The organism is Methylobacterium sp. AC690, from assembly GCF_979256535.1.
This window is the reverse complement of the sequence record NZ_CEEDOX010000005.1, coordinates 184,106-207,993: the sequence shown is the minus strand read 5'-3', so window position 1 is coordinate 207,993 and position 23,888 is coordinate 184,106. Positions and strand designations below refer to the sequence as shown.

Sequence of the window (23,888 nt, the reverse complement as noted above, 5' to 3'; positions counted from 1 at the left end):
AGGGGCCCATCCGAACTGACGCGCGGCACCCGGGCGGATCGGTCCGTGCCTTGCACTCTCCCGAAAGGAGAAGATTCGTCTCTTTCGACGGATCTTGCCTCGTCGCAGACCAGGGTTTCGCTCAGCGCAACGCTGGTTTCATTTTCCCGCACCCCGACGTTGCGTCGAGGCTCCTTCTGCAACGCGGTTTCAGCGCTCTCAATGGAGTTCCAGAATTGCCGTTTCGTCACCGGAAAGATCAGCACGGTCCGGCACTATGGCCGCACACAATCGGCGATGAATAATCCGTTATAGCCTCACATTTGGCGAAAGCTGCCACATTTGACCGGTCTCATTTTGGCCCTGTTCCGCTTCATTTTGCCGGCCATCCGAAACAACAAAGGGAATGCGGATGACCATCAAGCCTGTTCGTGGGGCCGCTGCTATCATCGGGACCGTCGTGACACTTGCCGCCGTTCAGCCGGCCAGCGCCCAGAGCGGCGCCGCCTCCTGGTACGGGAGCGGCCATCGGACGGCGAATGGCGAGCGCTTCAATCCGAACGGGATGACCGCCGCGCATCGCACGTTGCCGTTCGGCACCCGGGTCCGGGTCGAGAACAAGCGCAACGGCCGTTCGGTGGTGGTGCGCATCAACGATCGTGGCCCGTTCGTCCGCGGCCGGATCATCGATCTCGCCAAGGGCTCGGCCCGCGCCCTCGGCATGGGCGGCACGACCTACGTCGCCCTGAGCGTCGTGAACTGAGCTTATCGGGCCGGTCGGCGTTGTGAGAGGAACCGGCCGGCCCCATCTGGGCGGCGGAACCGAGAGCTCAGATCCCCATGGCAAAGCCGCTGATCGTCGAAATCCCTCATGAACTCGGCCTGGCCGAGGCCCGTCGGCGCATCGCGGACGGGATCACCCAGGCCGACGGGCTGTTCGCCAAGGCGGGCGTCGCCGTCGAGAAGATGGCCTGGACCAATGACCGCCTCGACTTCGCCATGGCGGCTCTCGGCCAGAAGGTCGACGGTCAGGTGGATGTTCGCCCCGAGACCGTACGGGTCGAGGTCCGGCTGCCGCTTCTCCTGGCGCTGTTCGCGCAGCAGATCCAGAAGAAGCTCGGGAGCGAGGGCAACCTGCTCCTGACCAAGAAGTGACGAGAGCCGGCGGCATCGCGCCCGGAACCTCCCTCGGCGACGGACTGTTCCACCGGTCCGTTCCCCGAGGCTCCTGAGAGGCGCAAGCGATGTCGAACCCCGGCCCGATCCCGGAAGCCCCGGTGCCCGAGACGCCGTACGAGGCACCTCAGACCCCGGCCCCCGGCCCGGACACCCCCGGCACGGATGTGCCGGGCACGACCCCCACCGAGGCACCCGACGTGACGCCCACCGAGATTCCGGTCAACGATCCGGATATCGGCCCGGCCATCGCGCCGGATCCGATGCCGACGGGCCCCGCCAACCCGACGATGTGAGCGCGGAACGCGTACGGGTTTGTCCGGACACTCCGATTCCGGGTTTGTTCGGAGGCGCGGTCGCTGCCATAAGCCGGCCCCATGGCCGCTCCCCCGCTCCTCACCCTCCAAGACGTCGCGCTCACCTTCGGCGGCACGCCGCTGATCGAGCGCGCCGAACTCGCGATCTCCCCCGGCGAACGCACCTGCCTCGTGGGCCGCAACGGCTCGGGTAAGTCCACCTTGATGAAGATCGCCGCGGGGCTGGTGGAACCCGACCGGGGCGTACGCTTCATCCAGCCCGGCACCACGATCCGCTACCTGGCGCAGGAGCCCGACTTCTCGGGGTTCGAGACGACCCTCGATTTCGTCGAATCCGGTCTGACCCAAGGGGACGACGCCTACCGGGCCCGCTACCTCCTCGAGAGCCTGGGTATGACCGGTGCCGAGAACCCGAAGAGCCTTTCCGGCGGGGAGGGGCGGCGGGTCGCCCTGGCCCAGGCCCTGGCCCCCGAACCCGATATCCTGCTCCTCGACGAGCCCACCAACCACCTCGACCTCCCGGCCATCGAGTGGCTCGAATCGGAGCTGAAGAGCGTGCGCGGCGCGCTCGTGCTGATCAGCCACGACCGGCGCTTCCTCTCTGCCCTGTCGAAGACCACGATCTGGCTCGACCGCGGCGTCACCCGCCGGATCGAGCAGGGCTTCTCCACCTTCGAGGCTTGGCGCGACGCCTTCTTCGAGGAGGAAGAGCGCGACCGGCACAAGCTCGAGCGCAAGATCGCCGACGAGGAGCACTGGCTGCGCTACGGCGTCACCGCCCGGCGAAAGCGCAATGTGCGCCGGCTCGGCAACCTCCATGCCCTGCGCAAGGAGCGACGCGAGGACCGCCGGCCGGTCGGCACCGCCACCATGACCTCGACGGAGGCCGAGAGCTCCGGCGCCCTGGTGATCGAGGCCAAGCACGCGGCCAAGGCCTACGGCGTCCGCAAGATCGTCGACGATCTCTCGCTTCGGGTGATGCGCGGAGACCGCCTCGGCATCGTCGGGGCCAACGGTGCCGGCAAGACCACGCTGATCAACCTGCTCACGGGTCAGCTCCCGCCCGATTCCGGCACGGTGGCGCTCGGCACCAACCTCAAGATGATGCTCCTCGACCAAGCCCGTGCGGTGCTGGAGCCGACCATGACGGTGACCGAGGTGCTCACCGGCGGCAGCGGCGATTCGGTGATCGTCGGCGGTGTCAGCCGCCACGTCATCGGCTACCTCAAGGACTTCCTGTTCGCCCCCGAGCAGGCCCGCACCCCGGTGAGCGTCCTCTCGGGCGGCGAGCGCAACCGCCTTCTCATCGCCCGCGCCCTGGCCCAACCCGCCAACCTCCTCGTCCTCGACGAGCCGACCAACGATCTCGACCTCGAAACCCTCGATCTCCTGCAGGAGATGCTGGCGGATTATTCCGGCACCCTGATCCTGGTGAGCCATGATCGCGACTTCCTCGACCGGGTCGTCGGAAGCGTGCTGGTCAGCGAAGGGGAGGGCCGCTGGGTCGAGTATGCCGGCGGCTACACCGACATGATCGCCCAGCGTGGCGAGGGCGTACAGGCCCGGGCGGCCGCCGGGCGAACCGAGAAGGCGGAGGCCCGTGCGGACGCGAAGGATCGCGCCAGGGGCGGCGAAGCGGCAGCCCCGGCTGGCAAGCCCAAGCTCGGCTTCAAGGACCAGCACGAGCTGAAGACCCTGCCGGACCGGATGAAGAAGCTCGAATCCGACATCGCCAAGCTGCGCGAGGTTTTGGCCGATCCGGGACTCTACACCCGGGACCCGGCCCGCTTCGCGAAGGCCTCGGATCTGCTCGCCGTCGCCGAGACCGAATTGGCCAGGGCCGAGGACCGCTGGCTCGAATTGGAGATGCTGCGCGACGCTTGAGCCACGCTCGCGCCACCCGCGGGCGGCGCCGCGGCCTTCATGATGCCGTGAACGACGTGTGAAATGCCGTCCTGGCGTTCGCTCCTGCGCGCCGCCTGCCACCGGGATCCGACGTGTCCGCCGCTTCCGCACTCCGCGACCGATGCCGCCCTCTCGGCTGGACTGTTGGCCTGCCCGGGCTCGCCCTGATCCTCGGCCTGTCCGCCGCCTGGTTCACGCCGCGCCTGGAGGCGCAACTCGGCGCGGAGGTCGAGGCGGTGGCCCGGGCGACCGCGACGCCCGGTGCCGAGCCTTGGCTGCGGGTGTCGGTCGAGGGACGAGACCTCCGGGTCACGGGCGAGGCGCCGGATGCCGCCGCCCGCGATGCGGCGTATCGGCGGCTCGCAGCCATCGACGGGGTTCGGCACATTGTCGGTCCCGTCGGCGTGGTCGAGCTGGCTTCGCCCTTCGTCTGGATCGCGACCAGGGGCCGGGATGGGGTCGAAGTGACCGGCGTGCGGCCAGCCGAAATCGGCGCCAGCGCCCTGGCCGAGCAACTCACGCCCGCCGTCGGCCCCGGAACGGCCCTGCACGACCGCGCCCGCGCGGCCCTCGGCGCGCCGCCGGATTTCGCCGAGGCGGCCGTCTATGCGCTGGCGCGGCTGCGCGCCCTCGCGCCGGGCGGCCGGGTGATGCTGGAGGACATGCGCCTCTCGATCGTGGGTGAGGCCGTCTCCCTCGCCGACGACGAGGCCCTGCGAACGGCCCTGGCCGATCTGCCGACCGGCTATGGGCTCGGGCGCGTCGAGATCCTGCCGGCCGTCGTCCCGGATTTCCGCTTCGTCGTCTCTCGGGAGCCGGGGGGCGGCCTCACGCTTTCCGGCCACGTGGTCTCCGACGCAGCGCGCGTCGAGATCCGAACCCAGGCGGCACAGGCCTCGGAGACCGGGCAGGTCGAGGACCGGATGCGCAGAGCGCGCGGCCTTCCGCCCGGGGTCGATGCGGCCGCGATGGCGCGTTTCGCCCTGAAACTCGCCGCGTTGATGCAGGAGGGCAGCGTCAGCGTCATCGATGCGCAGGTCTCGCTCAACGGCGTCGCCCTCGACGCCCAGGCGATCCCGGAGATCGAGGCACTGCTGCGCGAGGGGGTGCCTGCCGGCCTGAGCCGAGGCGGCGTCGCCTTGAGCACCCGGCCGCTCTCGCCGTATCGGATCCTGCTTCGGCGCGACGGGGACGCCGTGACGCTGTCCGGCCACCTGCCGGATGCCGACGTGCGCGAGGCCCTGCTCGGCACGCTCCGCCCGCGGCTGTTCCGCGAGCGCCTGATCGACCGCACCCGCCTCGGCGAAGGGGCCCCGCCGGACCTCGCCCGTGTCTTGCGCACGACGGCGACTGCCCTCACCCTGCTGGCGCGGGGCGAGGCCCGGTTCGCCGATCGCGCGATCACCCTGAAGGGGGAGAGCCTCTATCCGCAGGCTGGCCGGCGCGTCTCCGATGACCTGTCGGCTGCGATGCCGCCGGGCTGGACTGCGGAGGTCTCGGTGTCGTCTCCGGACGCAGTGTCGGCCTGGACGCCGGAGCGCTGCGCCGCTGCGCTCGAGACCAGGGTCACCGGCCAGGGGCTCATATTCCCGCCCGGGAGCACGACTTTGATGCCGGCCTTCTACCCCCTCCTCGACGGGATTGCCGCCCTGGGCAAGACCTGCCCGACCCTGCGCCTCGCGGTCACGGGTCATCTCGATCCGAGTGGCGCCAGCGCGGCACCGAAACCCGTCGTCGAGACCGTGGTGGAGAGCACGGCGTCGCTGGACCCGGCCAAGGAGGCTGGCAAGGCTTCGGGCAGGGCACCGGCCAGATCCTCCGTCCCGCCTGCCGCGGAGAAGGCGTCCGGCAGGTCCAGCCCGAAGGACAAGGCCGTCAAAGTCGAGGCGAGGCCGGCTGCCCCACCGGAACCCGCCCCCGATCTCGCGCAGAGCCGCGCCCTCGCGATCGTGGAGTATCTGCTCCAGGCGGGCCTTCGTCCCGAACAGGTCGCTGCCGTCCCGGCGGGTACGCCGCGTCCCGCCGGCCAGGGCGTCGGGATCGCGCCGCGGGCATGACCATCCGATGGAGGCGAACAACGTGACGCTCCTGGCAACCCTGCTCTGGCCCCTCATGGCCAGCAGCGCCCTCCTCGGCGGCGTCATCGGCGGACTGACGGGCCTGCCGCGAACACCGGCGGCACGCCGGGGCGCTCTCCTTCTCGTCGTGGCGACGGGTCTGGCCGGTGGATTGGCGACCTGGGGCCTCCTCCCGGGCCGGGCAGGCTTCTGGCTGGAGGGCGCAGCGCTCGGACTCGGGTCCTACCTGATCGGAGCGATCCTCGCGGCCGGAGCCGTCGACCGGATCGGCGCTCGGCCCTGAGGTGACGAGACGGGCTGGCGTCGCGTCGGCCTATGGCTTCCACGACACGATCGACCGGAAACTGTGTGCGTTGCCCGACCATCGAGGAGACTTTCGCGATGGTCTGTCGTTGTTCCCGACGCGCTTCTCCGAACGGACAAGAAATGGTCGAAGGCGTGGGACAGGCGAATCAGAGACCTGATGAGTGAACCTTCAGCACGTACCCGGCCCCTGGACCTCACGTCCTGCGATCGGGAACCGATCCACATCCTGGGTGCGGTTCAGCCCTTCGGTTTCCTCATCGCGGTCTCCCCGGACTGGATCGTGGTCCGGGCCTCCGAGAACGCCGCCCGATGGTTGGGGCAGGGGGACGCCGACCTGCTCGGCCTTCCCCTCGCCGACCTGATCGACGGTGAGGCGATCCACCTGATCCGCGGCCACCTTCAGGCCCTGCGCGGGCCCGATGCCATCGACCGGATCTTCGGTACCGTCCTGCAGGCCGGGGGGTCTCCCTTCGACATCGCGCTGCACATCTCGGACGGCATCATCGTCCTGGAGGCCGAGCCGAGCGTCAGCGAACACCTGAATGCCGGAAATCTCGTGCGCAGCATGGTCGGACGCCTGCAGCAGACGGTGGGTTTCGAGCCGTTCTGCCGCGAGGCCGTACGCCAGATGCGGGCGCTGACCGGCTTCGATCGCGTCATGGTCTACCGCTTCGACCCGGACGGCTCGGGCGTGGTGATCGCCGAATCGGCCCGGTCCAGCCTGCCGCCCTATCTTGGGCTTCACTACCCGGCCTCCGACATTCCGAAGCAGGCGCGGACCCTCTACGAGCGCAACTGGCTGCGAATCATCGCCGATGTCGATGCCGAGGCCGTCGCCGTGCTGCCGCAGCGCGATCCCGACGGACGTCCCCTCGACCTGTCGATGAGCACCCTGCGGACGGTCTCGCCGATTCACCTCGAATACCTGCGCAATATGGGCGTGGCCGCCTCGCTCTCGGTCTCGATCCTGCGGGGCGGCAAGCTCTGGGGCCTGTTCGCCTGCCACCATACGGAACCACGCCACATCTCGCTGGAGCGCCGAACCGGCGCCGAACTCTTCGGGCAGATGTTCTCGCTGATCCTGGAGAGCCGGGAGCGCGAGGCGGAGGCAGCCTACGAAGGCAGTTCCCGCGCGCTGCACGACCGACTGATGGGCGCGCTCGCCTCGGGCGGAACGAGCCTGGAGAACATCACCGATTTCCTCGACGATATCGCCGGGATCGTCACGTGCGACGGCATCGGCGTCTGGGTCAACGGCGAGATCACCCTGCGAGGCGCGACGCCGACGGCGGAGGAGTTCACCGGTCTCGTGCGCTTCCTCAACCGGACGGCCACCAGCCGGGCCTTCGCCACCCACGAGATCGGCGCAGTCCATCCGCCGGCCGCCGATTACACCGAGCGGGCGGCGGGCCTCCTGGCGATCCCGATCTCGCGGGCCCCGCGCGATTTCCTGGTGTTCTTCCGTCGCGAGATCGCCCGCACGGTCACGTGGGCCGGCAATCCGGAGAAGCCGGCGAGCCTCGGCCCGAACGGACTGCGCCTCACACCGCGCAAGAGCTTCGAGGCCTGGACGGAGGTGGTCCGGGGGCAGGCCGCCCCCTGGAGCGCGGTGGACTTGCGCATCGCCGAGGCCCTGCGCATCACCTTGCTCGAAGTCATCCTGCGACTCACCGATTCCGCCGAGAAGGAGCGCAAGACGGCGCAGGAGCGCCAGGAACTCCTGATCGCCGAGCTGAACCATCGGGTGCGCAACATCCTCAACCTGATTCGGGGCATCGTCGCGCAAAGTCGCTCGGGGGCCGACAGCGTCGAGGCGTTTGCGGGCGTCGTCGGTGCGCGCATCCAGGCCCTGGCCAGGGCACACGACCAGATCACCACCACGAACTGGGGACCAGGCTCCCTGCGCGATCTCATCACCTTGGAGGCAGAGGCCTATCTCGACCAGCAGGCGGGCCGGGTCCGTCTCGACGGAACCGACGTCCTGCTGGATCCCCAGGCGTTCTCGACCCTCGCGCTGGTCATCCACGAGCTGATGACGAACTCGGCGAAGTACGGCGCCCTCTCGGAGGCGGTGGGACAGGTGGACGTGGCCTGGGAGCGCGACGCCTCGGAGTGCCTCGTGATCCACTGGCGCGAGAGCGGCGGGCCGCCGGTGAAGCCGCCGCGCCGGCGTGGTTTCGGCACCACGCTGATCGAGCGCTCGATCCCCTACGAGCTGAAAGGCGAGGCGGAGATCACCTACGAGCTCACCGGCCTGCGGGGTCGCTTCGCCGTGCCGTCGCGCTACGTGCGCGCCGCCCCGACCGTCGCCGCCCCCCTGTCACGGGAGCGCGACCGGACGCCCGAGCTCGATGCGGCGGCGTTGTCCGGGACCGTCCTGGTGGTCGAGGACAACATGATCATCGCTCTCGAAGCCGAGGAGATCCTGGCCACCCTCGGGGCGAGCGCGGTCGACATGGCGGGATCCGTGCACGAGGCCCTGCGGCAGATCGAGGCGGGGCGGCCGAGCTTTGCCCTGCTCGACGTCAATCTCGGTGCCGAGACGAGCCTGCCGGTCGCCCGACGCCTGATCGCGGCCGGCGTGCCATTCGTCTTCGCGACGGGCTATGGCGAAAGCTTCCGAATTCCATCGGAGCTCGGTGCCGTCCCGATGATCAAGAAGCCCTATACCGCGGATACCCTGCGCCGGGCCCTGGCGAGCGTGCCCGCCGGGGACTAGCGTTTGTCAGGGATCGGTGGGAACCGGTTATCCCGAAACGACAAACGTCAGGACAGACCCTAGCCTCGCGCCTGGGCCGCTTCGAACAGTGAAAAGGCGCGCTGCGCGCCGCGGATCGCAGCAGCGTGGTCAGCAGCCGGACGCGTCCCGAGCCAAGTCGCGAAACTCGGCCAGAGGCGGAGCCCCTCGCCGTGCCGGAGGAAACGGGCGTTCCCCCGCACCAGCGGGTCCGGGCTCGCCAGGACCTGACGCAGCAGAACCTGGCCGCCGAGGCGCGAACCCTCCAGAACGTAGAGGAGCCCCGGCGCCTCGGCACCCGACAGGGTGCGGGGCAGGGGAGCGGGAGCAACCTCCGGAGCGGAGATCGCCAGCCCGGACAGGTCGGCCTGCAGGAGCAGGGACCGGCGGCGGGCCGTCCAGTCGGGTGGCAGGTCGGCGGCATCGGACTCGTCGAGCCAGCTCTCGATCTGCGCGAAGGGGTCCCGCATCGCCGACAGGAAGCGCACGTAATCGGCCCGCCGGCTCAGGTCATGGGCGGCAAAACCCGCATCGAGGCGTCGATGGGCTGCATCGGTGGCGGCCCGCAGGGCGAAACGAAGATCGCGCGGTTCGACCGCACCAACACCTCTCGGCTCCGGTTCTCCTGCATCGACGGACACGCTGGCCGTCCCTTCCATACCGCGTTTCCCTGCTGTTCGGCGCCAGCGCCGTTCTTAGACGATCCCGACCCCTCGCCAAGGGCTTATCACAGGCGACCTCCCAGACCCTGGACCCGCTGTCGCGGCCCAGCTCGCAACGCTGAAGACCCAGGATCGCCCATGTGGTTCCTCTATGGTTTCGCCCTCGTGGCCGGCATCGCGAACGCGGTGCAGTCGGGCGTGAACGCGACGCTCTCCAAGAACTTGGCGCAGCCCTTCGCCGCAGGCATCGTCGTCTCGCTGGGGGGCGGTGCAACCATCCTCGTCGTTGGACTGATCCTCGGTCGTCTCTCCCTACCGAGCCTGGGGGACATGCGGGCCGTGCCGCCCTGGGCCTGGTTCGGCGGCGCGGCGGGCGCGCTCCTCATCCTCTCCCAGCTGTTCGTGGCGCAGCAGATCGGGGCGGCCCCCTACCTCGGACTTCTGATCACCGCAGGCGTCATCACGTCCATCCTGCTCGACCATTTTGGCTGGATCGGGTTCGAGCAGCACCCGCTCACCCTCTGGCGGGCCCTCGGAGGCGTGCTGATGGTCGGCGGGATCGCCCTGGTGGCGCTGTTCTGACGCGACGCCCGCTTGTCATCGGCGCGCGAAACCGCAATGCCTGCCGCGGCGTCGATGCCGCGCCCCTCAACGTTCCGTCCGTGTCCAGAGCCCCCATGAACATCTTCCAGGACATCGTCAGCCGCTTCAGCCAGACCGTGACGGCCTATGCCGGCGACAAGGTCCTCATGCAGGCGATGGTCTCCGCCGCCGCCAACGTGATGGTCGCCGACGGAGAGATCGCCAGCGCGGAATTTGATACGGCGCTGGCCGGTCTGCAGGCCAATCCCATCCTGGAGAAGGGCTACGACCGGCTGATGCTGGAGAGCGAACTCTACGACGGGATCGCCCGCGCCCGGACCCGGGCGGGACGGGCCGAGAACCTGCGCCGCATCGCCGCCATCGAGGGCCGGGGCCAGGAGGAGCGCGAAGCGACGTTCCTGGTCGCGGCGGACGTGGCCGACCTCGACGGCATCGCCGATGTGGAGGCGCAGGCCCTCGAGGAAATCGCGACCGCCCTTGATCTGGACAGGGCGGCGCTGCTCGCGGCCTCCCCTGTCCGACGCCCGGTTCCGTAGGGCGCCGGAACGCCTTATCCCGCAAGGCCCTTGATCAAAGGACGGCAAGCCTCTAAGCGGGCCCCCGTCTTTCGCCCGGCTCGACACCTCGTCGAGCGACAGCCCGGGCGACCGCTCGTGTGAGCTTGCCGCAGGAAAGAGACGATGGCCAAAGAGAAATTCGCGCGTACGAAGCCGCACTGCAACATTGGCACGATTGGTCACGTGGATCACGGCAAGACGTCGTTGACGGCGGCGATCACGAAGGTTCTGGCCGAGTCGGGCGGGGCGACGTTCACGGCGTACGACCAGATCGACAAGGCGCCTGAGGAGAAGGCGCGCGGGATCACGATCTCGACGGCGCACGTGGAGTACGAGACCACGAACCGGCACTACGCGCACGTGGATTGCCCCGGTCACGCCGACTACGTGAAGAACATGATCACGGGCGCGGCGCAGATGGACGGCGCGATCCTGGTGGTGTCGGCGGCCGACGGCCCGATGCCGCAGACCCGCGAGCACATCCTGCTGGCCCGTCAGGTCGGCGTGCCGGCCCTGGTGGTGTTCCTGAACAAGGTCGACCTGGTGGACGACGCCGAGCTCCTCGAGCTCGTGGAGATGGAGGTGCGCGAGCTCCTCTCGAAGTACGACTTCCCGGGCGACGACATCCCGATCACCAAGGGCTCGGCCAAGGTGGCGCTGGACAACGGCGACAAGGCGATCGGCCACGACGCGGTGCTGGCGCTGATGGCGAGCGTGGATGCCTACATCCCGCAGCCGGAGCGTCCGATCGACAAGCCGTTCCTGATGCCCATCGAGGACGTGTTCTCGATCTCGGGCCGCGGCACGGTGGTGACGGGTCGCGTCGAGCGCGGCATCGTCAAGGTCGGCGAGACGGTGGAGATCGTGGGCATCCGCGACACCCAGACCACGACGGTCACGGGCGTCGAGATGTTCCGCAAGCTGCTCGACCAGGGCCAGGCCGGCGACAACGTCGGCGTGCTGCTGCGCGGCACCAAGCGTGAGGACGTGGAGCGCGGCCAGGTCGTGTGCAAGCCCGGCTCGGTCAAGCCCCACACCAAGTTCAAGGCCGAGGCCTACATCCTGACCAAGGAGGAGGGCGGCCGCCACACGCCGTTCTTCACCAACTACCGCCCGCAGTTCTACTTCCGCACCACGGACGTGACCGGCGTGTGCGTGCTGCCCGAGGGCACCGAGATGGTGATGCCCGGCGACAGCGTGACCATGGACGTCACCCTGATCGTGCCGGTGGCCATGGAAGAGAAGCTGCGCTTCGCCATCCGTGAAGGCGGACGCACCGTCGGCGCCGGCGTCGTCGCCGCCATCAACGAGTAATCGTCCGCCGTCGGGCGCCCCTCCCGGGCGCTCCGACAGGGGATACGAGACCGACGCGGCGCCCCGGATCGATCCGGGGCGCCGTCGTCGTTTTCGAGGGCGGCGCCGGCCCGAGAACCCTCGCAAAGGTTCTTCGCCGACGACGCGGTTTGACCATTGCGAAGGCGTCCCGACCGGTCTATAGCAGCGCCGCGGCGGGGGACTCGTCCTCTGCATAGGAGTGTAGCTCAACTGGTCAGAGCGCCGGTCTCCAAAACCGGAGGTTGCGGGTTCGAGTCCCTCCACTCCTGCCATTTGGCCGCATCAGACCTGTCGACCCTCCCAGCCCACTTCCTTTCCAGCAGATCGCTACTCCGCGAAGTCCGGCCGGGCGCAGTCGACAAGCCCGGCGACTTGCGTTAGAGCGGTCGCCTTCCGAGATCGATGAAAGCCGTCGATGCAGGCTCCTCTCCGGAGCCGCCGCGTCGCGCTTTCCCGAAGCTCGGGCCGATCTCCCTGTTGTTGGCGCCATGGCATCGAACGAAGCATCGAAGAAAGTGGATCTCGCGCGCACCCCGCAGCGCGGTTCCACCACGCCGACGCCCCCTCGGGCGACTCCGCCCGCGCGCCCCGCGCAGAAGCGCGTCGGCCCGGCCGAGTTCCTGAGCCAAGTTCGCGACGAGGGCCGCAAGGTCACGTGGCCGACCCGCAAGGAGACCGTCGTGACCACCGTGATGGTGTTCATCATGGTGGTGGTGGCGAGCATCTTCTTCACGGTGGTGGACCAGGCGCTGCGCTATCTCGTGACCCTGATCCTCGGGGTCGGCGCCTAACAACTTCTCGGCCCGGGCGCGCTGCGGTGCGATCGGGCTGACTGACGTCAGGATTTGGTGAGAACCGTGTCGAAGCGCTGGTACATCGTCCACGCCTACTCGAATTTCGAGAATAAGGTCGCGCAGTCCATCAAGGATCAGGCGGCCCAGCGTGGCCTGATGGAGCTGTTCGACGAGGTCATGGTTCCGACCGAGAAGGTCGTCGAGGTGCGCCGTGGCCGCAAGGTCGATGCGGAGCGGAAGTTCTTCCCGGGCTACGTCCTGGTGAAGTGCGACCTGACCGACGAGGTCTACCACCTCATCAAGAACACCCCCAAGGTGACGGGCTTCCTCGGCGCCGACAAGTCGAAGCCGGTTCCGATCCCGGATGCCGAGGCCGAGCGCATCAAGGGGCAGGTTGCCGAGGGCGTCGATCGTCCCAAGCCCTCCGTGTCCTTCGAGATCGGCGAGACGGTCCGGGTGTCGGACGGTCCCTTCGCCTCCTTCAACGGCACCGTCGAAGAAATCGACGAGAGCCGTTCGCGCCTCAAGGTCGCCGTTTCGATCTTCGGCCGCGCGACGCCGGTCGAACTCGAATACGGACAGGTCGAGAAGGTCTGATCCAGCTCGATTTCGAGCGAGCCGTCGCCGGCTCGCTCTGCGTCTTCCCGCTCGGTCCAGGCCGGGCGTGGAGCCACCGTCCCTCGTGACGGTGTCACACGCGGGAGGCCCGCCCGGTTCGCCGCCGGGGTCCACGGGCCGAACCGCGACCTGCAACCGCCCGTTCCATTCGCGCTGAGGCCAGCCGGATGCCGGGCATTCTTTGGGAGCAGTCCCTATGGCAAAGAAGATCACGGGCTACGTGAAGCTTCAGGTTCCGGCCGGCGCCGCGAACCCGTCGCCGCCCATCGGCCCCGCGCTCGGTCAGCGCGGCCTCAACATCATGGAATTCTGCAAGGCCTTCAACGCGAAGACCTCCCAGATCGAGAAGGGCACGCCGATCCCGGTCGTCATCACGGCGTACCAGGACCGCTCCTTCACCTTCGAGATGAAGCAGCCGCCGGTGACCTTCTTCCTGAAGAAGGCCGCAGGCCTGAAGATCGGCAAGAAGCCGGCTTCCGGCTCTAAGACCCCGGGCAAGGGCCCGACGGTGGGCAAGGTGACCGAGGCGCAGCTGCGCGAGATCGCCGAGAAGAAGATGCCCGACCTGAACTGCGACTCGGTTGACGCCGCCGTCGCCATGATCCGTGGCTCCGCGCGGGCCATGGGCCTCGACGTCGTCGCTTAAGGGGAGGGCACAATGGCACACGAAGGCAAGCGCATCCGCGCCGCCCGCGAGGGCATCGACGCGCTCAAGCTCTATCCCATCGACGAAGCGATCAAGCTCGTGAAGGAGAAGGCCAGCGCCAAGTTCGACGAGACCGTCGAAATCTCGATGAACCTCGGCGTCGATCCGCGCCACGCTGACCAGATGGTCCGCGGCGTCTGCAACCTGCCCAACGGCTCCGGCCGCACGGTGCGGGTGGCGGTGTTCGCCCGCGGCGCCAAGGCCGACGAGGCCAAGGCCGCCGGCGCCGACATCGTGGGCGCCGAGGACCTCCTCGAGATCGTCCAGAGCGGCAAGATCGAGTTCGATCGCTGCATCGCGACGCCCGACCTGATGCCGCTCGTCGGCCGTCTCGGCAAGGTGCTAGGCCCGCGCGGCCTGATGCCGAACCCGAAGGTCGGAACCGTGACCATGGACGTGAAGGGTGCCGTCGCCGGCGCCAAGGGCGGCTCGGTCGAGTTCCGCGTCGAGAAGGCCGGCATCATCCACGCCGGCATCGGCAAGGTCTCGTTCGACGCCGACAAGCTCGTCGAGAACATCAAGGCCTTCGCCGACGCGGTCTCCAAGGCCAAGCCAGCCGGCGCCAAGGGCCAGTACGTTCAGCGCGTCGCCGTGACCTCCTCGATGGGTCCGGGCGTGAAGGTCGAGCCCGCGAGCGTGCTCACCGTCTGATCGTCCGAATCAGAACCCTGCGGAAGCGCCCGGCCTTGCGGCCGGGCGTTTTCGTTTGTGCTCAGGCGCGCCAGAACGGCTTCTCGGCTTCCCGACGCAGGGCCGCGACTTCGAGATCAAGATCGCGCAATTGCTCCGAGGTCATGGAACGTATTGCACGACGGCCCTCCGAGCGCCGACGCCAGAGCATCATCAGAGCAATGAGACTCGCCAACGTGAGCCTCACCGCGCTACGGTGCTGAGACTCCTGGCGCCGTGCCTCCAGCGTCAAGGCTAAATCAAGATCGTCGCTGACCGCCATATCGGAGTCCTCCGTCGTGTTGCACTTCCTCATTGATCCGAATCAATTTCAGATCAATGAAAACATTGCACTCGGAGCAATGTGCCCGTGACGGATTTTCGCTCAATTTCCGATGGCATTGCTGCCGAGATCGCCTCCGGTGCGCTGCCCGCCGGCACACGGCTGCCGCCGCAGCGCCAATTTGCCTTCGAGCGTGGGATCGCCGTCTCCACGGCGAGCCGGGTCTATGCCGAGCTGACGCGACGCGGCCTCGTCTCCGGGGAAGTCGGCCGGGGCACGTTCATCCGCGCGCCGGCGACATCCGTCGCGGCTCTGCTGTCGGAGGATGCGCCGGGCCCGATCAATCTGGAGCACGTGTTCTCGGTCCTGCCGCACCAGTCGGCCGACCTCGCTGCGAGCTTGGCAACGCTGATCACGCCGGCAGCCTTGGACGCGGCCTTCCCCCCCGTCCGGCCGGCCGGATCCGTCGAGGGCCGGGCGCTCGCGGCACAATTCTTCACCCGTGGAGGCTGGAAAGCGGGCGCGGAGCAGGTGCTGTTCACCGGGGCCGGCCGCCAGGGCATCGCCGCCGCCATGGCAGCCCTGGCACGGCCGGGCGATCGCATCGGCGTCGAGGCACTGACCTATCCGGTGATCAAAGGCATCGCCGCCCGCCTCGGCATCACCCTCGTGCCCCTCGCGGTCGATGCGGACGGTGTACGGCCCGACGCTCTCGTGGCCGCCCATCAGGCAGCGCCCCTCCGCGCCGTCTATCTTCAGACCGTGCTGCAGAGCCCGCTTGGGCATACCATGGGCCTTGAGCGCCGAGGGGCGATCGCCCGCCTCCTCGAACGGCACGACATCATCGCCATTGAGGACGCCGTCTACGGCTTCCTTTGCGACGAGGCGCCGTTGGCGGCCCTGGCCCCGGATCGCGTGATCCTTGTCGACAGCTTGTCGAAGCGGGTCGCGCCCGGGCTGACCTTGGGGTTTGTCGCCGCTCCGCCCGCCCTAGTCGAGCGCCTTGCCCGCACCATTCGCAACGGCGCCTGGACAGCCAACGGCCTGGCTCTCGCCATGGCCCTGCACGTGATCGGGGATGGGCTCGCCGGACGCCTCGGGGCCGCCAAGCGCGTCGACGCAGCCGCCCGGCAGACCCTGGCGCGGGCGGTGCTGAGGGGTCTCGACCTCCAGGGCGATCCACGGGCCTATCACCTCTGGCTCGGACTTCCCGACCCGTGGACATCGGAGCGCTTCGCCATGGCGGCCGCACGCAACGGCGTTGCCGTCTCGCCGGCCAGCGCCTTCGCGGTCGGTCCGGACCCGGCGCCGAACGGGGTCCGACTCGCCCTCGGATCGCCATCCCCGGACCGGCTGACCGTCGCCCTGGAAACACTGGGGCGCTTGGTCGGCGACGGGGATGACAGTCAGGTCGAATAACGACCAGCCAGTGCACGCGGACCCCGCCTTCCCCAGCAGCGACGGAGCGACGGTTCAGGCGGCGGCACGATCAAAGAGCCGTGAGGGACGCGCGGCCCGCTCGGGCGCCGGGGCGGACGATCCTCGGAACGCTTAAGAAAACAACATCGGAGGGTGACGCCTTCGCGTAGGCCTGTGCTAGGTATGCAGTCATGCGATGCTCCCTCTCCGTGACCTCGAAGCGACGCATCCTGTGCGTCTTTCCCGCCTACACGCCGTCCTTCGGGACCTTCTCTCACGCCTACCCCCTCATGGGCGGCGTGAAGGCCTTCATGCCCCCGCAGGGGCTCCTGCTGATCGCGGCCTACATGCCCGAGTCGTGGGAGTATCGGTTCATCGACGAGAACATCGCCCGGGCCGGTGCGGCGGACTTCGCCTGGGCCGACGCGGTGTTCGTGTCCGGCATGCACATCCAGGCCCCGCAGATTCGGGACATCTACGCCCGGGCCCACGCGGCCGGGAAGGTGACGGCGCTGGGTGGCCCCTCGGTCTCCGGCTCCCCCGAGCAGTATCCCGAATTCGACTACCTGCATCTCGGCGAGATCGGTGACGCCACCGACGAGCTCGTGAAGATCCTCGACCGGGACGTTTCGATTCCGGCAACGCAGGTTCGCCTGGAGACCAAGGAGCGTCTGCCGCTCTCCGACTTCCCGGCCCCGGCCTACGAAGCGGCGCCCCTCAAGCGCTACCTCATCGGGTCCCTGCAATTCTCCTCGGGCTGCCCTTATCGCTGCGAGTTCTGCGACATCCCGCAGCTCTACGGCCGCCAGCCACGCCTGAAGAGCCCCGAGCAGATGCTCGGCGAACTCGATGCCATCATCGCCCAACCCGGCCATCCAGCGGTGGTCTACTTCGTCGACGACAACTTCATCGGCAACCGCAAGGCCACGAAGGACATGCTGCCCCACCTCGTGGCGTGGCAGAAGAAGAACGATTATCCTCTCCAGTTCGCCTGCGAGGCGACCCTGAACATGGCCAAGCAGCCCGACATCCTCGAGCTGATGCGGCAGGCCAACTTCATGACGGTGTTCGTCGGTATCGAGACGCCGGAGGAGGACGCCCTCGCGGGAATCGACAAGAAGCACAACGCCGCCGTGCCGATGTACGAGGCGATCGAGACCCTGAACCGCTACGGCCTCGAAGTGACATCAGGCATCATCCTCGGCCTCGATACGGACACCGATCAGTCGGAGCAGAAACTCATCGACTTCATCGACAAGTCGGCCGTGCCCGTGCTGACGATGAACCTGCTGCAGGCGTTGCCGAAGACGCCGCTCTGGGATCGTCTCACCCGCGAGAACCGCCTCGTCCACGATGCGGCCCTCGAATCGAACGTGCTGTTCAAGCGCCCGCACGACGACGTCGTGGCCTCCTGGCGCCGGGCCATCGCCCATGCCTATGAGCCGGCCCAAATCTTCGAGCGCTTCCGGCACCAGGTCGAGGTGACCTACCCGAATCGGATCAAGACTCCGGTGAAGGGGAAGCTCACCCGAACCAATCTGCGCCGCGGCCTCGTGCTGGGCTTCAACATCGCGGTGCGCGTCGGGTTGCTGTCCGATTACCGGCGGGTGTTCTGGCGAGCGGCCGGCCATGCCCTGAAGCGCGGTCAGATCGAAGCGGTGTTCAACATGGGCTTCGTCGCCCACCACCTCATCCGCTTCACCCGGGAGGCCCTGCGCGGCGAGCACAACGCCTCGTTCTACGCCGCCAAGGCTGAGCAGAAGCACAATGCCCGCGAGCCATGGTGGCGGGCCGCACGCAAATTCCTGCCGACCTGACAGGGCCTTACGGCCCTTCTGCCGGCGGCCCCGGATCGCGCTCCGGGACCGCCTGCGCCGTCAAGGAAAAAGCGCTTCCTGCGACGGAATAATCACCCCGGGGCACTTGGCAGGCTGCTTGCAAGGCTCTATAGACCCCGCTCAACGTTTTCACACATGCGAAAGGAATCGGCCGATCGGTCGTATTCCGATTGAAAGATCGCCTGGGCAACCAGGTGGTGTTGGCCGGAAGGCTTTGAGGGGCATAAAACCCCTTCTGAGCTTCGTCCGGCCATGTCCTGTCCGAGACTGCAGGCGCCGGGTCACCGGCTTAATCCGCAAGCCTGCACAGACTGGGAAGACCGAAATTCTACTGCCCTCGCCGGGTTCGCATCGCGCGGACAAGGTGAGGCATCGGTTTGAACCATCTCACCCATGTCGTCCACCCGTTCCGGGGGGCGGTAGGGGACAGGGCCGTGAAGCGTCGCCAAGGACGTTCCGGCTTCTTGTTAAGCCGAGTTCCGTCCCGGGCGGCATGTGCAACCGGCGGACCCGTTCTCGGGTTCCGCCAACCGGAGAGAGCCCCAGTGGACAGGACAGCCAAAGCTGATCTCGTCTCGACGCTCAACGGCGTGTTCGCGAACACCGCCGTCGTCGTCGTGGCCCACTACAAGGGCCTCACGGTCGCCGACATGCAGAAGCTGCGCTCGCAGATGAAGCAGGCCGGTGCCACCGTGAAGGTCACCAAGAACCGCCTCGCCAACATCGCTCTCGATGGCACGGACGTCGCCTCCATCAAGCCCCTCCTGAAGGGTCCGACCCTGCTCGCCTATTCGAGCGATCCGGTCGCGGCCGCCAAGGTTGCGGTGGACTTCGCCAAGGTCAACGACAAGCTCGTGATCCTCGGCGGCGCCATGGGCACGACTGCCCTGAACCCGGACGGTGTGAAGGCGCTCGCCTCGCTGCCGTCCCTCGACGAACTGCGCGGCAAGATCGTGGGCCTCATCCAGGCTCCCGCGACCAAGATCGCCCAGGTCGTCAACGCACCGGCGGCCAAGCTCGCCCGCGTGTTCGGGGCCTATGCCACCAAGGACGAGGCTCAGAGCGAAGCGGCCTGAGGCCGCATCGCCCTTCTCAACCCATCCGTTCAAACCGATATCCAAGGGAATACCAACATGGCTGATCTTGCCAAGCTCGTCGACGACCTGTCCTCGCTGACCGTTCTCGAGGCTGCCGACCTCGCCAAGATGCTCGAAGAGAAGTGGGGCGTCTCGGCCGCCGCTGCCGTCGCCGTGGCCGCCGGTCCGGCTGCCGGTGGTGGCGCTGCCGCCGCCGCCGAGGAGCAGACCGAGTTCACGGTCATGCTGACCGCCGCTGGCGACAAGAAGATCGAGGTCATCAAGGAGGTCCGCGCGATCACCGGCCTCGGCCTCAAGGAAGCCAAGGACCTCGTCGAGGGCGCTCCGAAGGCCGTCAAGGAGTCCGTCAACAAGGAAGAGGCCGAGAAGCTCAAGGCCCAGCTCGAGAAGGCTGGCGCCAAGATCGAGCTCAAGTAAGACGCTTGGATGGGCCGTTCCGGCCCATCATCTTCCGTCCGGTCCGATTGGGCCTGACGGCACCAACGGCCCGCGGGTTCCCACCCGTGGGCCATGGTCGCTTCAGGGCGGCCCGACCGGCCCACGCAAGGGCCACGGGATTTTCAGTTCGGGAGGGCGTCGTCCGGCGGGGCGGGCCTGAAGCCTGGTCGCGGGAGGCAGACGCCTTCCCCGGGCACCCGGTACGCGGGACGTAGGAGCGAGGTCACCCATGGCCAACACGCTGGTCGGTCGCAAGCGGATTCGCAAATTCTTCGGCAAGATCAAGGAAGTCGCCGAGATGCCGAACCTCATCGAGGTTCAGAAGGCGTCCTACGACCAGTTCCTGATCATGGATGAGCCGGAAGGCGGACGGGGCGACGAAGGCCTGCAGACCGTGTTCAAGTCGGTTTTCCCGATCTCGGACTTCTCCTCGACGGCCCTGCTCGAGTTCGTGAAATACACGTTCGAGCAGCCGAAATACGACGTCGACGAGTGCCGCCAGCGCGGCATCACCTTCGCGGCCCCGCTCAAGGTCACGCTGCGCCTCATCGTGTTCGATGTGGACCCGGATACCGGCGCGAAGTCGGTGAAGGACATCAAGGAGCAGGACGTCTACATGGGCGACATGCCCCTGATGACGGAGAACGGCACCTTCATCGTCAACGGCACCGAGCGCGTCATCGTCTCGCAGATGCACCGTTCCCCGGGCGTGTTCTTCGACCACGACAAGGGCAAGACCCACTCCTCGGGCAAGCTCCTGTTCGCCGCGCGCATCATCCCGTATCGCGGCTCCTGGCTCGACGTCGAGTTCGACGCCAAGGACATCGTGCACGTCCGCATCGACCGGAAGCGCAAGCTGCCCGTGACGTCGCTGCTGTTCGCCCTCGGCCTCGACGGCGAAGAGATCCTGTCGACCTTCTACAACCGGGTGGTCTACGACCGCGATGGCACCGACTGGCGCGTACCCTACGACGCCGAGCGCCTGAAGGGCTTCAAGGCCTCCGTCGATCTCATCGACGCGGAATCCGGCGAGGTCGTGCTCGAGGCCGGCAAGAAGCTGAACGCCCGTAACGCCCGGCAGATCGCCGAGCGCGGCGTGCAGTTCCTCAAGGCGACCGACGAGGATCTGATCGGCCAGTACATCGCCGAGGACCTGGTCAACGCCAAGACCGGCGAGATCTGGGCGGAAGCCGGCGACGAAATCTCCGACAAGCTCCTGAAGAGCCTGGAAGAGGTCGGCATCTCCGAGCTGCCGCTGCTCGATATCGACCACATCAACGTCGGCCCCTACATCCGCAACACCCTCGCGGTGGACAAGAACTCGGGCCGCGAAGGCGCGCTGTTCGACATCTACAGGGTCATGCGTCCCGGTGAGCCGCCGACCCTCGACACCGCCGAGGCGATGTTCCACTCGCTGTTCTTCGACCCCGAGCGCTACGACCTCTCGGCCGTCGGCCGCGTGAAGATGAACATGCGTCTCGACCTCGACGCCGAGGACACCGTGCGGACGCTCCGCCGCGAGGACATGCTCGCGGTCGTGAAGGCCCTGGTGGACCTGCGCGACGGCAAGGGCGAGATCGACGACATCGATCACCTCGGCAACCGCCGGGTGCGCTCGGTGGGCGAGCTGATGGAGAACCAGTACCGCCTCGGCCTGCTCCGCATGGAGCGTGCCATCAAGGAGCGGATGTCCTCCGTCGACATCGACACGGTGATGCCGCAGGACCTCATCAACGCGAAGCCCGCGGCCGCGGCCGTGCGCGAGTTCTTCGGCTCGTCGCAGCTCTCGCAGTTCATGGACCAGACCAACCCGCTCTCGGAAGTGACGCACAAGCGGCGCCTCTCGGCACTTGGCCCGGGCGGTCTCACCCGCGAGCGCGCCGGCTTCGAGGTGCGCGACGTGCACCCGACCCATTACGGCCGCATCTGCCCGATCGAGACGCCGGAAGGCCCGAACATCGGCCTGATCAACTCCCTCGCCACCTTCGCGCGGGTGAACAAGTACGGCTTCATCGAGACCCCGTTCCGGCGGGTGAAGGACGGCGTCGTCACCACCGACGTCGCCTACCTGTCGGCGATGGAGGAGGCGAAGTACTACGTCGCCCAGGCCAACGCGCAGATGGACGAGAGCTTCAAGCTGACGGAAGACCTGGTGGTCTGCCGTCGGGCCGGTGACGTCATCGTCGTGCCGCCGGATCGCGTCGACCTCATGGACGTGTCGCCGAAGCAGCTCGTCTCGGTCGCGGCCGCGCTCATTCCGTTCCTTGAGAACGATGACGCGAACCGTGCGCTGATGGGCTCGAACATGCAGCGCCAGGCGGTGCCGCTGGTTCGCGCCGACGCGCCCTTCGTCGGCACCGGCATGGAGGCCGTCGTCGCTCGCGATTCCGGCGCCGCCATCGCGGCTCGCCGCACCGGCATCGTCGATCAGGTGGACGCCACCCGTATCGTCATCCGGGCCACCGAGGAGGCCGACGCCAACAAGCCTGGCGTCGACATCTATCGCCTGCAGAAGTTCCAGCGCTCGAACCAGTCGACCTGCATCACGCAGAAGCCGCTGGTGCGCGTCGGCGAGGCCGTGAAGAAAGGTGAGATCATCGCCGATGGTCCCTCCACCGAGTTCGGCGAGCTCGCTCTCGGTCGGAACGTGCTCGTCGCGTTCATGCCGTGGAACGGCTACAACTTCGAGGACTCGATCCTGCTCTCCGAGCGGATCGTGAAGGATGACGTGTTCACCTCGATCCACATCGAGGAGTTCGAGGTGATGGCCCGAGACACCAAGCTCGGTCCGGAAGAGATCACCCGCGACATCCCGAACGTCTCGGAAGAGGCGCTCAAGAACCTCGATGAAGCCGGCATCGTCTATATCGGTGCCGAGGTTCACGCTGGCGACATCCTGTGCGGCAAGATCACGCCGAAGGGCGAGAGCCCGATGACGCCGGAGGAAAAGCTCCTCCGCGCCATCTTCGGCGAGAAGGCGTCCGACGTGCGCGATACCTCGCTTCGGGTTCCCCCGGGCGTGACCGGCACGATCGTCGAGGTCCGGGTGTTCAACCGCCATGGCGTCGACAAGGACGAGCGCGCCCAGGCGATCGAGCGCGAGGAGATCGAGCGCCTCGCGAAGGATCGTGACGACGAGCAGGCGATCCTGGATCGCAACACCTACGCGCGTCTCGCCACGGTCCTCATCGGCCAGGCACCCATCGCGGGTCCGAAGGGCTTCAAGAAGGAGACCACGCTGAGCCGTGAGCTCCTCAGCGAGTACCCCCGTTCGCAGTGGTGGCAGTTCGCCGTCATCGACGACCGTCTCATGACCGAGATGGAAGCGATGCAGAAGCAGTACGACGAGTCGAAGAAGCGCCTCGAGCAGCGCTTCCTCGACAAGGTCGAGAAGCTGCAGCGCGGCGATGAACTCCCGCCCGGCGTCATGAAGATGGTCAAGGTCTTCGTGGCGGTGAAGCGCAAGATCCAGCCCGGCGACAAGATGGCCGGCCGCCACGGCAACAAGGGCGTCGTCTCCCGGATCGTGCCGATCGAGGACATGCCGTTCCTGGAGGACGGGACGCATGCCGACATCGTGCTGAACCCGCTCGGCGTGCCCTCGCGCATGAACGTCGGTCAGATCCTCGAGACCCATCTGGGCTGGGCCGCAGCCGGCCTCGGCCGCAAGGTCAGCCAGGCCGTGGACGCCTACCTTCGCAGCCAGGACATCGAGCCGCTCCGCGACGAGATGAAGGCGATCTACTCGCCGTCCGAGCTCGAAGGCCTGTCCGACGATGAACTGGCCGAGGCTGCCAACAACGTGCGCCGCGGCGTGCCGATGGCGACCCCGGTGTTCAACGGCGCCAAGGAAGCCGACATCGAGCAGATGCTGGAGATGGCCGGTCTCGACCGGTCGGCCCAGTCGACCCTCTATGACGGCCGCTCGGGTGAGCCCTTCGACCGCAAGGTGACAATGGGCTACATCTACATGCTGAAGCTGCACCACCTGGTGGACGACAAGATCCACGCCCGGTCGATCGGTCCGTACTCCCTGGTCACGCAGCAGCCGCTGGGTGGAAAGGCCCAGTTCGGCGGTCAGCGCTTCGGCGAGATGGAGGTCTGGGCCCTCGAAGCCTACGGCGCGGCGTACACGCTGCAGGAGATGCTCACGGTCAAGTCGGACGACGTTGCCGGCCGCACCAAGGTCTACGAGGCCATCGTGCGCGGCGACGACACCTTCGAGGCCGGCATCCCCGAGTCGTTCAATGTGCTCGTCAAGGAGATGCGCTCGCTGGGCCTCAACGTGGAGCTCACCTCCTCGAAGAAGCTCGCCAACGACCAGATCGAGCCGCCCGCAGAGGCGGCCGAATAACCACCGCATCACGCTCC

General features: G+C 67.7%; 21 protein-coding genes and 1 tRNA gene. 20 read left to right on the top strand and 2 right to left on the bottom strand.

What is annotated here, in order from left to right; translation table 11 throughout:
- Nucleotides 1-391: 391 nt before the first annotated feature.
- From AC0IY1_RS08070 to AC0IY1_RS08040, 7 genes are all read left to right on the top strand, one after another.
- Nucleotides 392-742 carry a septal ring lytic transglycosylase RlpA family protein gene (locus AC0IY1_RS08070; RefSeq protein ID WP_471768805.1) on the top strand — a complete coding sequence of 117 codons (351 nt, stop codon included), beginning with the start codon at nucleotides 392-394 and terminating at the stop codon, nucleotides 740-742.
- A gap of 77 nt (nucleotides 743-819) precedes the next feature.
- The gene (locus AC0IY1_RS08065; RefSeq protein WP_055951202.1) at nucleotides 820-1,134 is read left to right on the top strand and encodes a polyhydroxyalkanoic acid system family protein; all 315 of its coding nucleotides are present in this window, start codon (nucleotides 820-822) and stop codon (nucleotides 1,132-1,134) included.
- 89 nt (nucleotides 1,135-1,223) lie between these two features.
- Nucleotides 1,224-1,451 (top strand): hypothetical protein, encoded by a 228-nt coding sequence (locus tag AC0IY1_RS08060; RefSeq protein ID WP_056480471.1) that lies wholly within the window; start codon nucleotides 1,224-1,226, stop codon nucleotides 1,449-1,451.
- Nucleotides 1,452-1,532: 81 nt separating this feature from the next.
- Nucleotides 1,533-3,356, top strand: a complete 1,824-nt coding sequence (locus tag AC0IY1_RS08055) for an ABC-F family ATP-binding cassette domain-containing protein (protein ID WP_471768804.1) — start codon at nucleotides 1,533-1,535, stop codon at nucleotides 3,354-3,356.
- Between the two features lie 113 nt (nucleotides 3,357-3,469).
- Complete coding sequence (locus AC0IY1_RS08050; RefSeq protein ID WP_471768803.1) at nucleotides 3,470-5,434, top strand: BON domain-containing protein; 1,965 nt, start codon at nucleotides 3,470-3,472, stop codon at nucleotides 5,432-5,434.
- 7 nt (nucleotides 5,435-5,441) lie between these two features.
- A complete protein-coding gene (locus AC0IY1_RS08045; RefSeq protein WP_471768802.1) occupies nucleotides 5,442-5,738 on the top strand; it encodes a hypothetical protein in 297 nt (98 codons plus the stop codon).
- Between the two features lie 180 nt (nucleotides 5,739-5,918).
- Nucleotides 5,919-8,480: an HWE histidine kinase domain-containing protein gene (locus tag AC0IY1_RS08040; protein ID WP_471768801.1), complete on the top strand. Its 2,562-nt coding sequence runs from the start codon at nucleotides 5,919-5,921 to the stop codon at nucleotides 8,478-8,480.
- 59 nt (nucleotides 8,481-8,539) lie between these two features.
- Here the strand turns inward: AC0IY1_RS08040 and AC0IY1_RS08035 are convergent, their stop codons facing one another.
- Nucleotides 8,540-9,139: a biliverdin-producing heme oxygenase gene (locus tag AC0IY1_RS08035; RefSeq protein WP_471768800.1), complete on the bottom strand. Its 600-nt coding sequence runs from the start codon at nucleotides 9,137-9,139 to the stop codon at nucleotides 8,540-8,542.
- Between the two features lie 159 nt (nucleotides 9,140-9,298).
- Between AC0IY1_RS08035 and AC0IY1_RS08030 the strand changes: the two genes are divergently transcribed.
- From AC0IY1_RS08030 to rplA, 8 genes are all read left to right on the top strand, one after another.
- Entirely contained in the window at nucleotides 9,299-9,742 is a 444-nt protein-coding gene (locus AC0IY1_RS08030) for a DMT family transporter (RefSeq protein WP_103710556.1), read from the top strand.
- A 95-nt stretch (nucleotides 9,743-9,837) separates the two neighbouring features.
- Nucleotides 9,838-10,299: a tellurite resistance TerB family protein gene (locus tag AC0IY1_RS08025; RefSeq protein WP_471768799.1), complete on the top strand. Its 462-nt coding sequence runs from the start codon at nucleotides 9,838-9,840 to the stop codon at nucleotides 10,297-10,299.
- Nucleotides 10,300-10,443: 144 nt separating this feature from the next.
- Nucleotides 10,444-11,634: an elongation factor Tu gene (gene tuf / locus AC0IY1_RS08020; protein ID WP_471768796.1), complete on the top strand. Its 1,191-nt coding sequence runs from the start codon at nucleotides 10,444-10,446 to the stop codon at nucleotides 11,632-11,634.
- 216 nt (nucleotides 11,635-11,850) lie between these two features.
- Nucleotides 11,851-11,927, top strand: a tRNA-Trp gene (locus tag AC0IY1_RS08015).
- Nucleotides 11,928-12,143: 216 nt separating this feature from the next.
- Entirely contained in the window at nucleotides 12,144-12,446 is a 303-nt protein-coding gene (secE, locus tag AC0IY1_RS08010) for a preprotein translocase subunit SecE (protein WP_055954682.1), read from the top strand.
- Nucleotides 12,447-12,512: 66 nt separating this feature from the next.
- Nucleotides 12,513-13,046, top strand: a complete 534-nt coding sequence (gene nusG, locus AC0IY1_RS08005; RefSeq protein WP_056218143.1) for a transcription termination/antitermination protein NusG — start codon at nucleotides 12,513-12,515, stop codon at nucleotides 13,044-13,046.
- A 217-nt stretch (nucleotides 13,047-13,263) separates the two neighbouring features.
- Nucleotides 13,264-13,713, top strand: a complete 450-nt coding sequence (gene rplK, locus AC0IY1_RS08000; protein WP_018044245.1) for a 50S ribosomal protein L11 — start codon at nucleotides 13,264-13,266, stop codon at nucleotides 13,711-13,713.
- A 12-nt stretch (nucleotides 13,714-13,725) separates the two neighbouring features.
- Nucleotides 13,726-14,424, top strand: a complete 699-nt coding sequence (gene rplA, locus AC0IY1_RS07995) for a 50S ribosomal protein L1 (RefSeq protein ID WP_055954688.1) — start codon at nucleotides 13,726-13,728, stop codon at nucleotides 14,422-14,424.
- 61 nt (nucleotides 14,425-14,485) lie between these two features.
- Here rplA and AC0IY1_RS07990 read toward each other — a convergent pair whose 3' ends face one another.
- Nucleotides 14,486-14,725 carry a DUF1127 domain-containing protein gene (locus tag AC0IY1_RS07990; RefSeq protein WP_471768798.1) on the bottom strand — a complete coding sequence of 80 codons (240 nt, stop codon included), beginning with the start codon at nucleotides 14,723-14,725 and terminating at the stop codon, nucleotides 14,486-14,488.
- Between the two features lie 87 nt (nucleotides 14,726-14,812).
- Here AC0IY1_RS07990 and AC0IY1_RS07985 point away from each other — a divergent pair, with 87 nt between their 5' ends.
- The 5 genes from AC0IY1_RS07985 to rpoB all read left to right on the top strand — a co-directional run bounded on the left by AC0IY1_RS07985 (nucleotide 14,813) and on the right by rpoB (nucleotide 23,871).
- Entirely contained in the window at nucleotides 14,813-16,144 is a 1,332-nt protein-coding gene (locus tag AC0IY1_RS07985; RefSeq protein ID WP_471768797.1) for an aminotransferase-like domain-containing protein, read from the top strand.
- Nucleotides 16,145-16,335: 191 nt separating this feature from the next.
- A complete protein-coding gene (locus tag AC0IY1_RS07980; protein ID WP_055954697.1) occupies nucleotides 16,336-17,961 on the top strand; it encodes a B12-binding domain-containing radical SAM protein in 1,626 nt (541 codons plus the stop codon).
- Nucleotides 17,962-18,527: 566 nt separating this feature from the next.
- The gene (gene rplJ, locus AC0IY1_RS07975) at nucleotides 18,528-19,058 is read left to right on the top strand and encodes a 50S ribosomal protein L10 (protein ID WP_055954702.1); all 531 of its coding nucleotides are present in this window, start codon (nucleotides 18,528-18,530) and stop codon (nucleotides 19,056-19,058) included.
- A 57-nt stretch (nucleotides 19,059-19,115) separates the two neighbouring features.
- The gene (rplL, locus tag AC0IY1_RS07970; RefSeq protein WP_055954704.1) at nucleotides 19,116-19,496 is read left to right on the top strand and encodes a 50S ribosomal protein L7/L12; all 381 of its coding nucleotides are present in this window, start codon (nucleotides 19,116-19,118) and stop codon (nucleotides 19,494-19,496) included.
- 250 nt (nucleotides 19,497-19,746) lie between these two features.
- Entirely contained in the window at nucleotides 19,747-23,871 is a 4,125-nt protein-coding gene (rpoB, locus tag AC0IY1_RS07965) for a DNA-directed RNA polymerase subunit beta (RefSeq protein ID WP_055954707.1), read from the top strand.
- Nucleotides 23,872-23,888 lie beyond the last annotated feature (17 nt).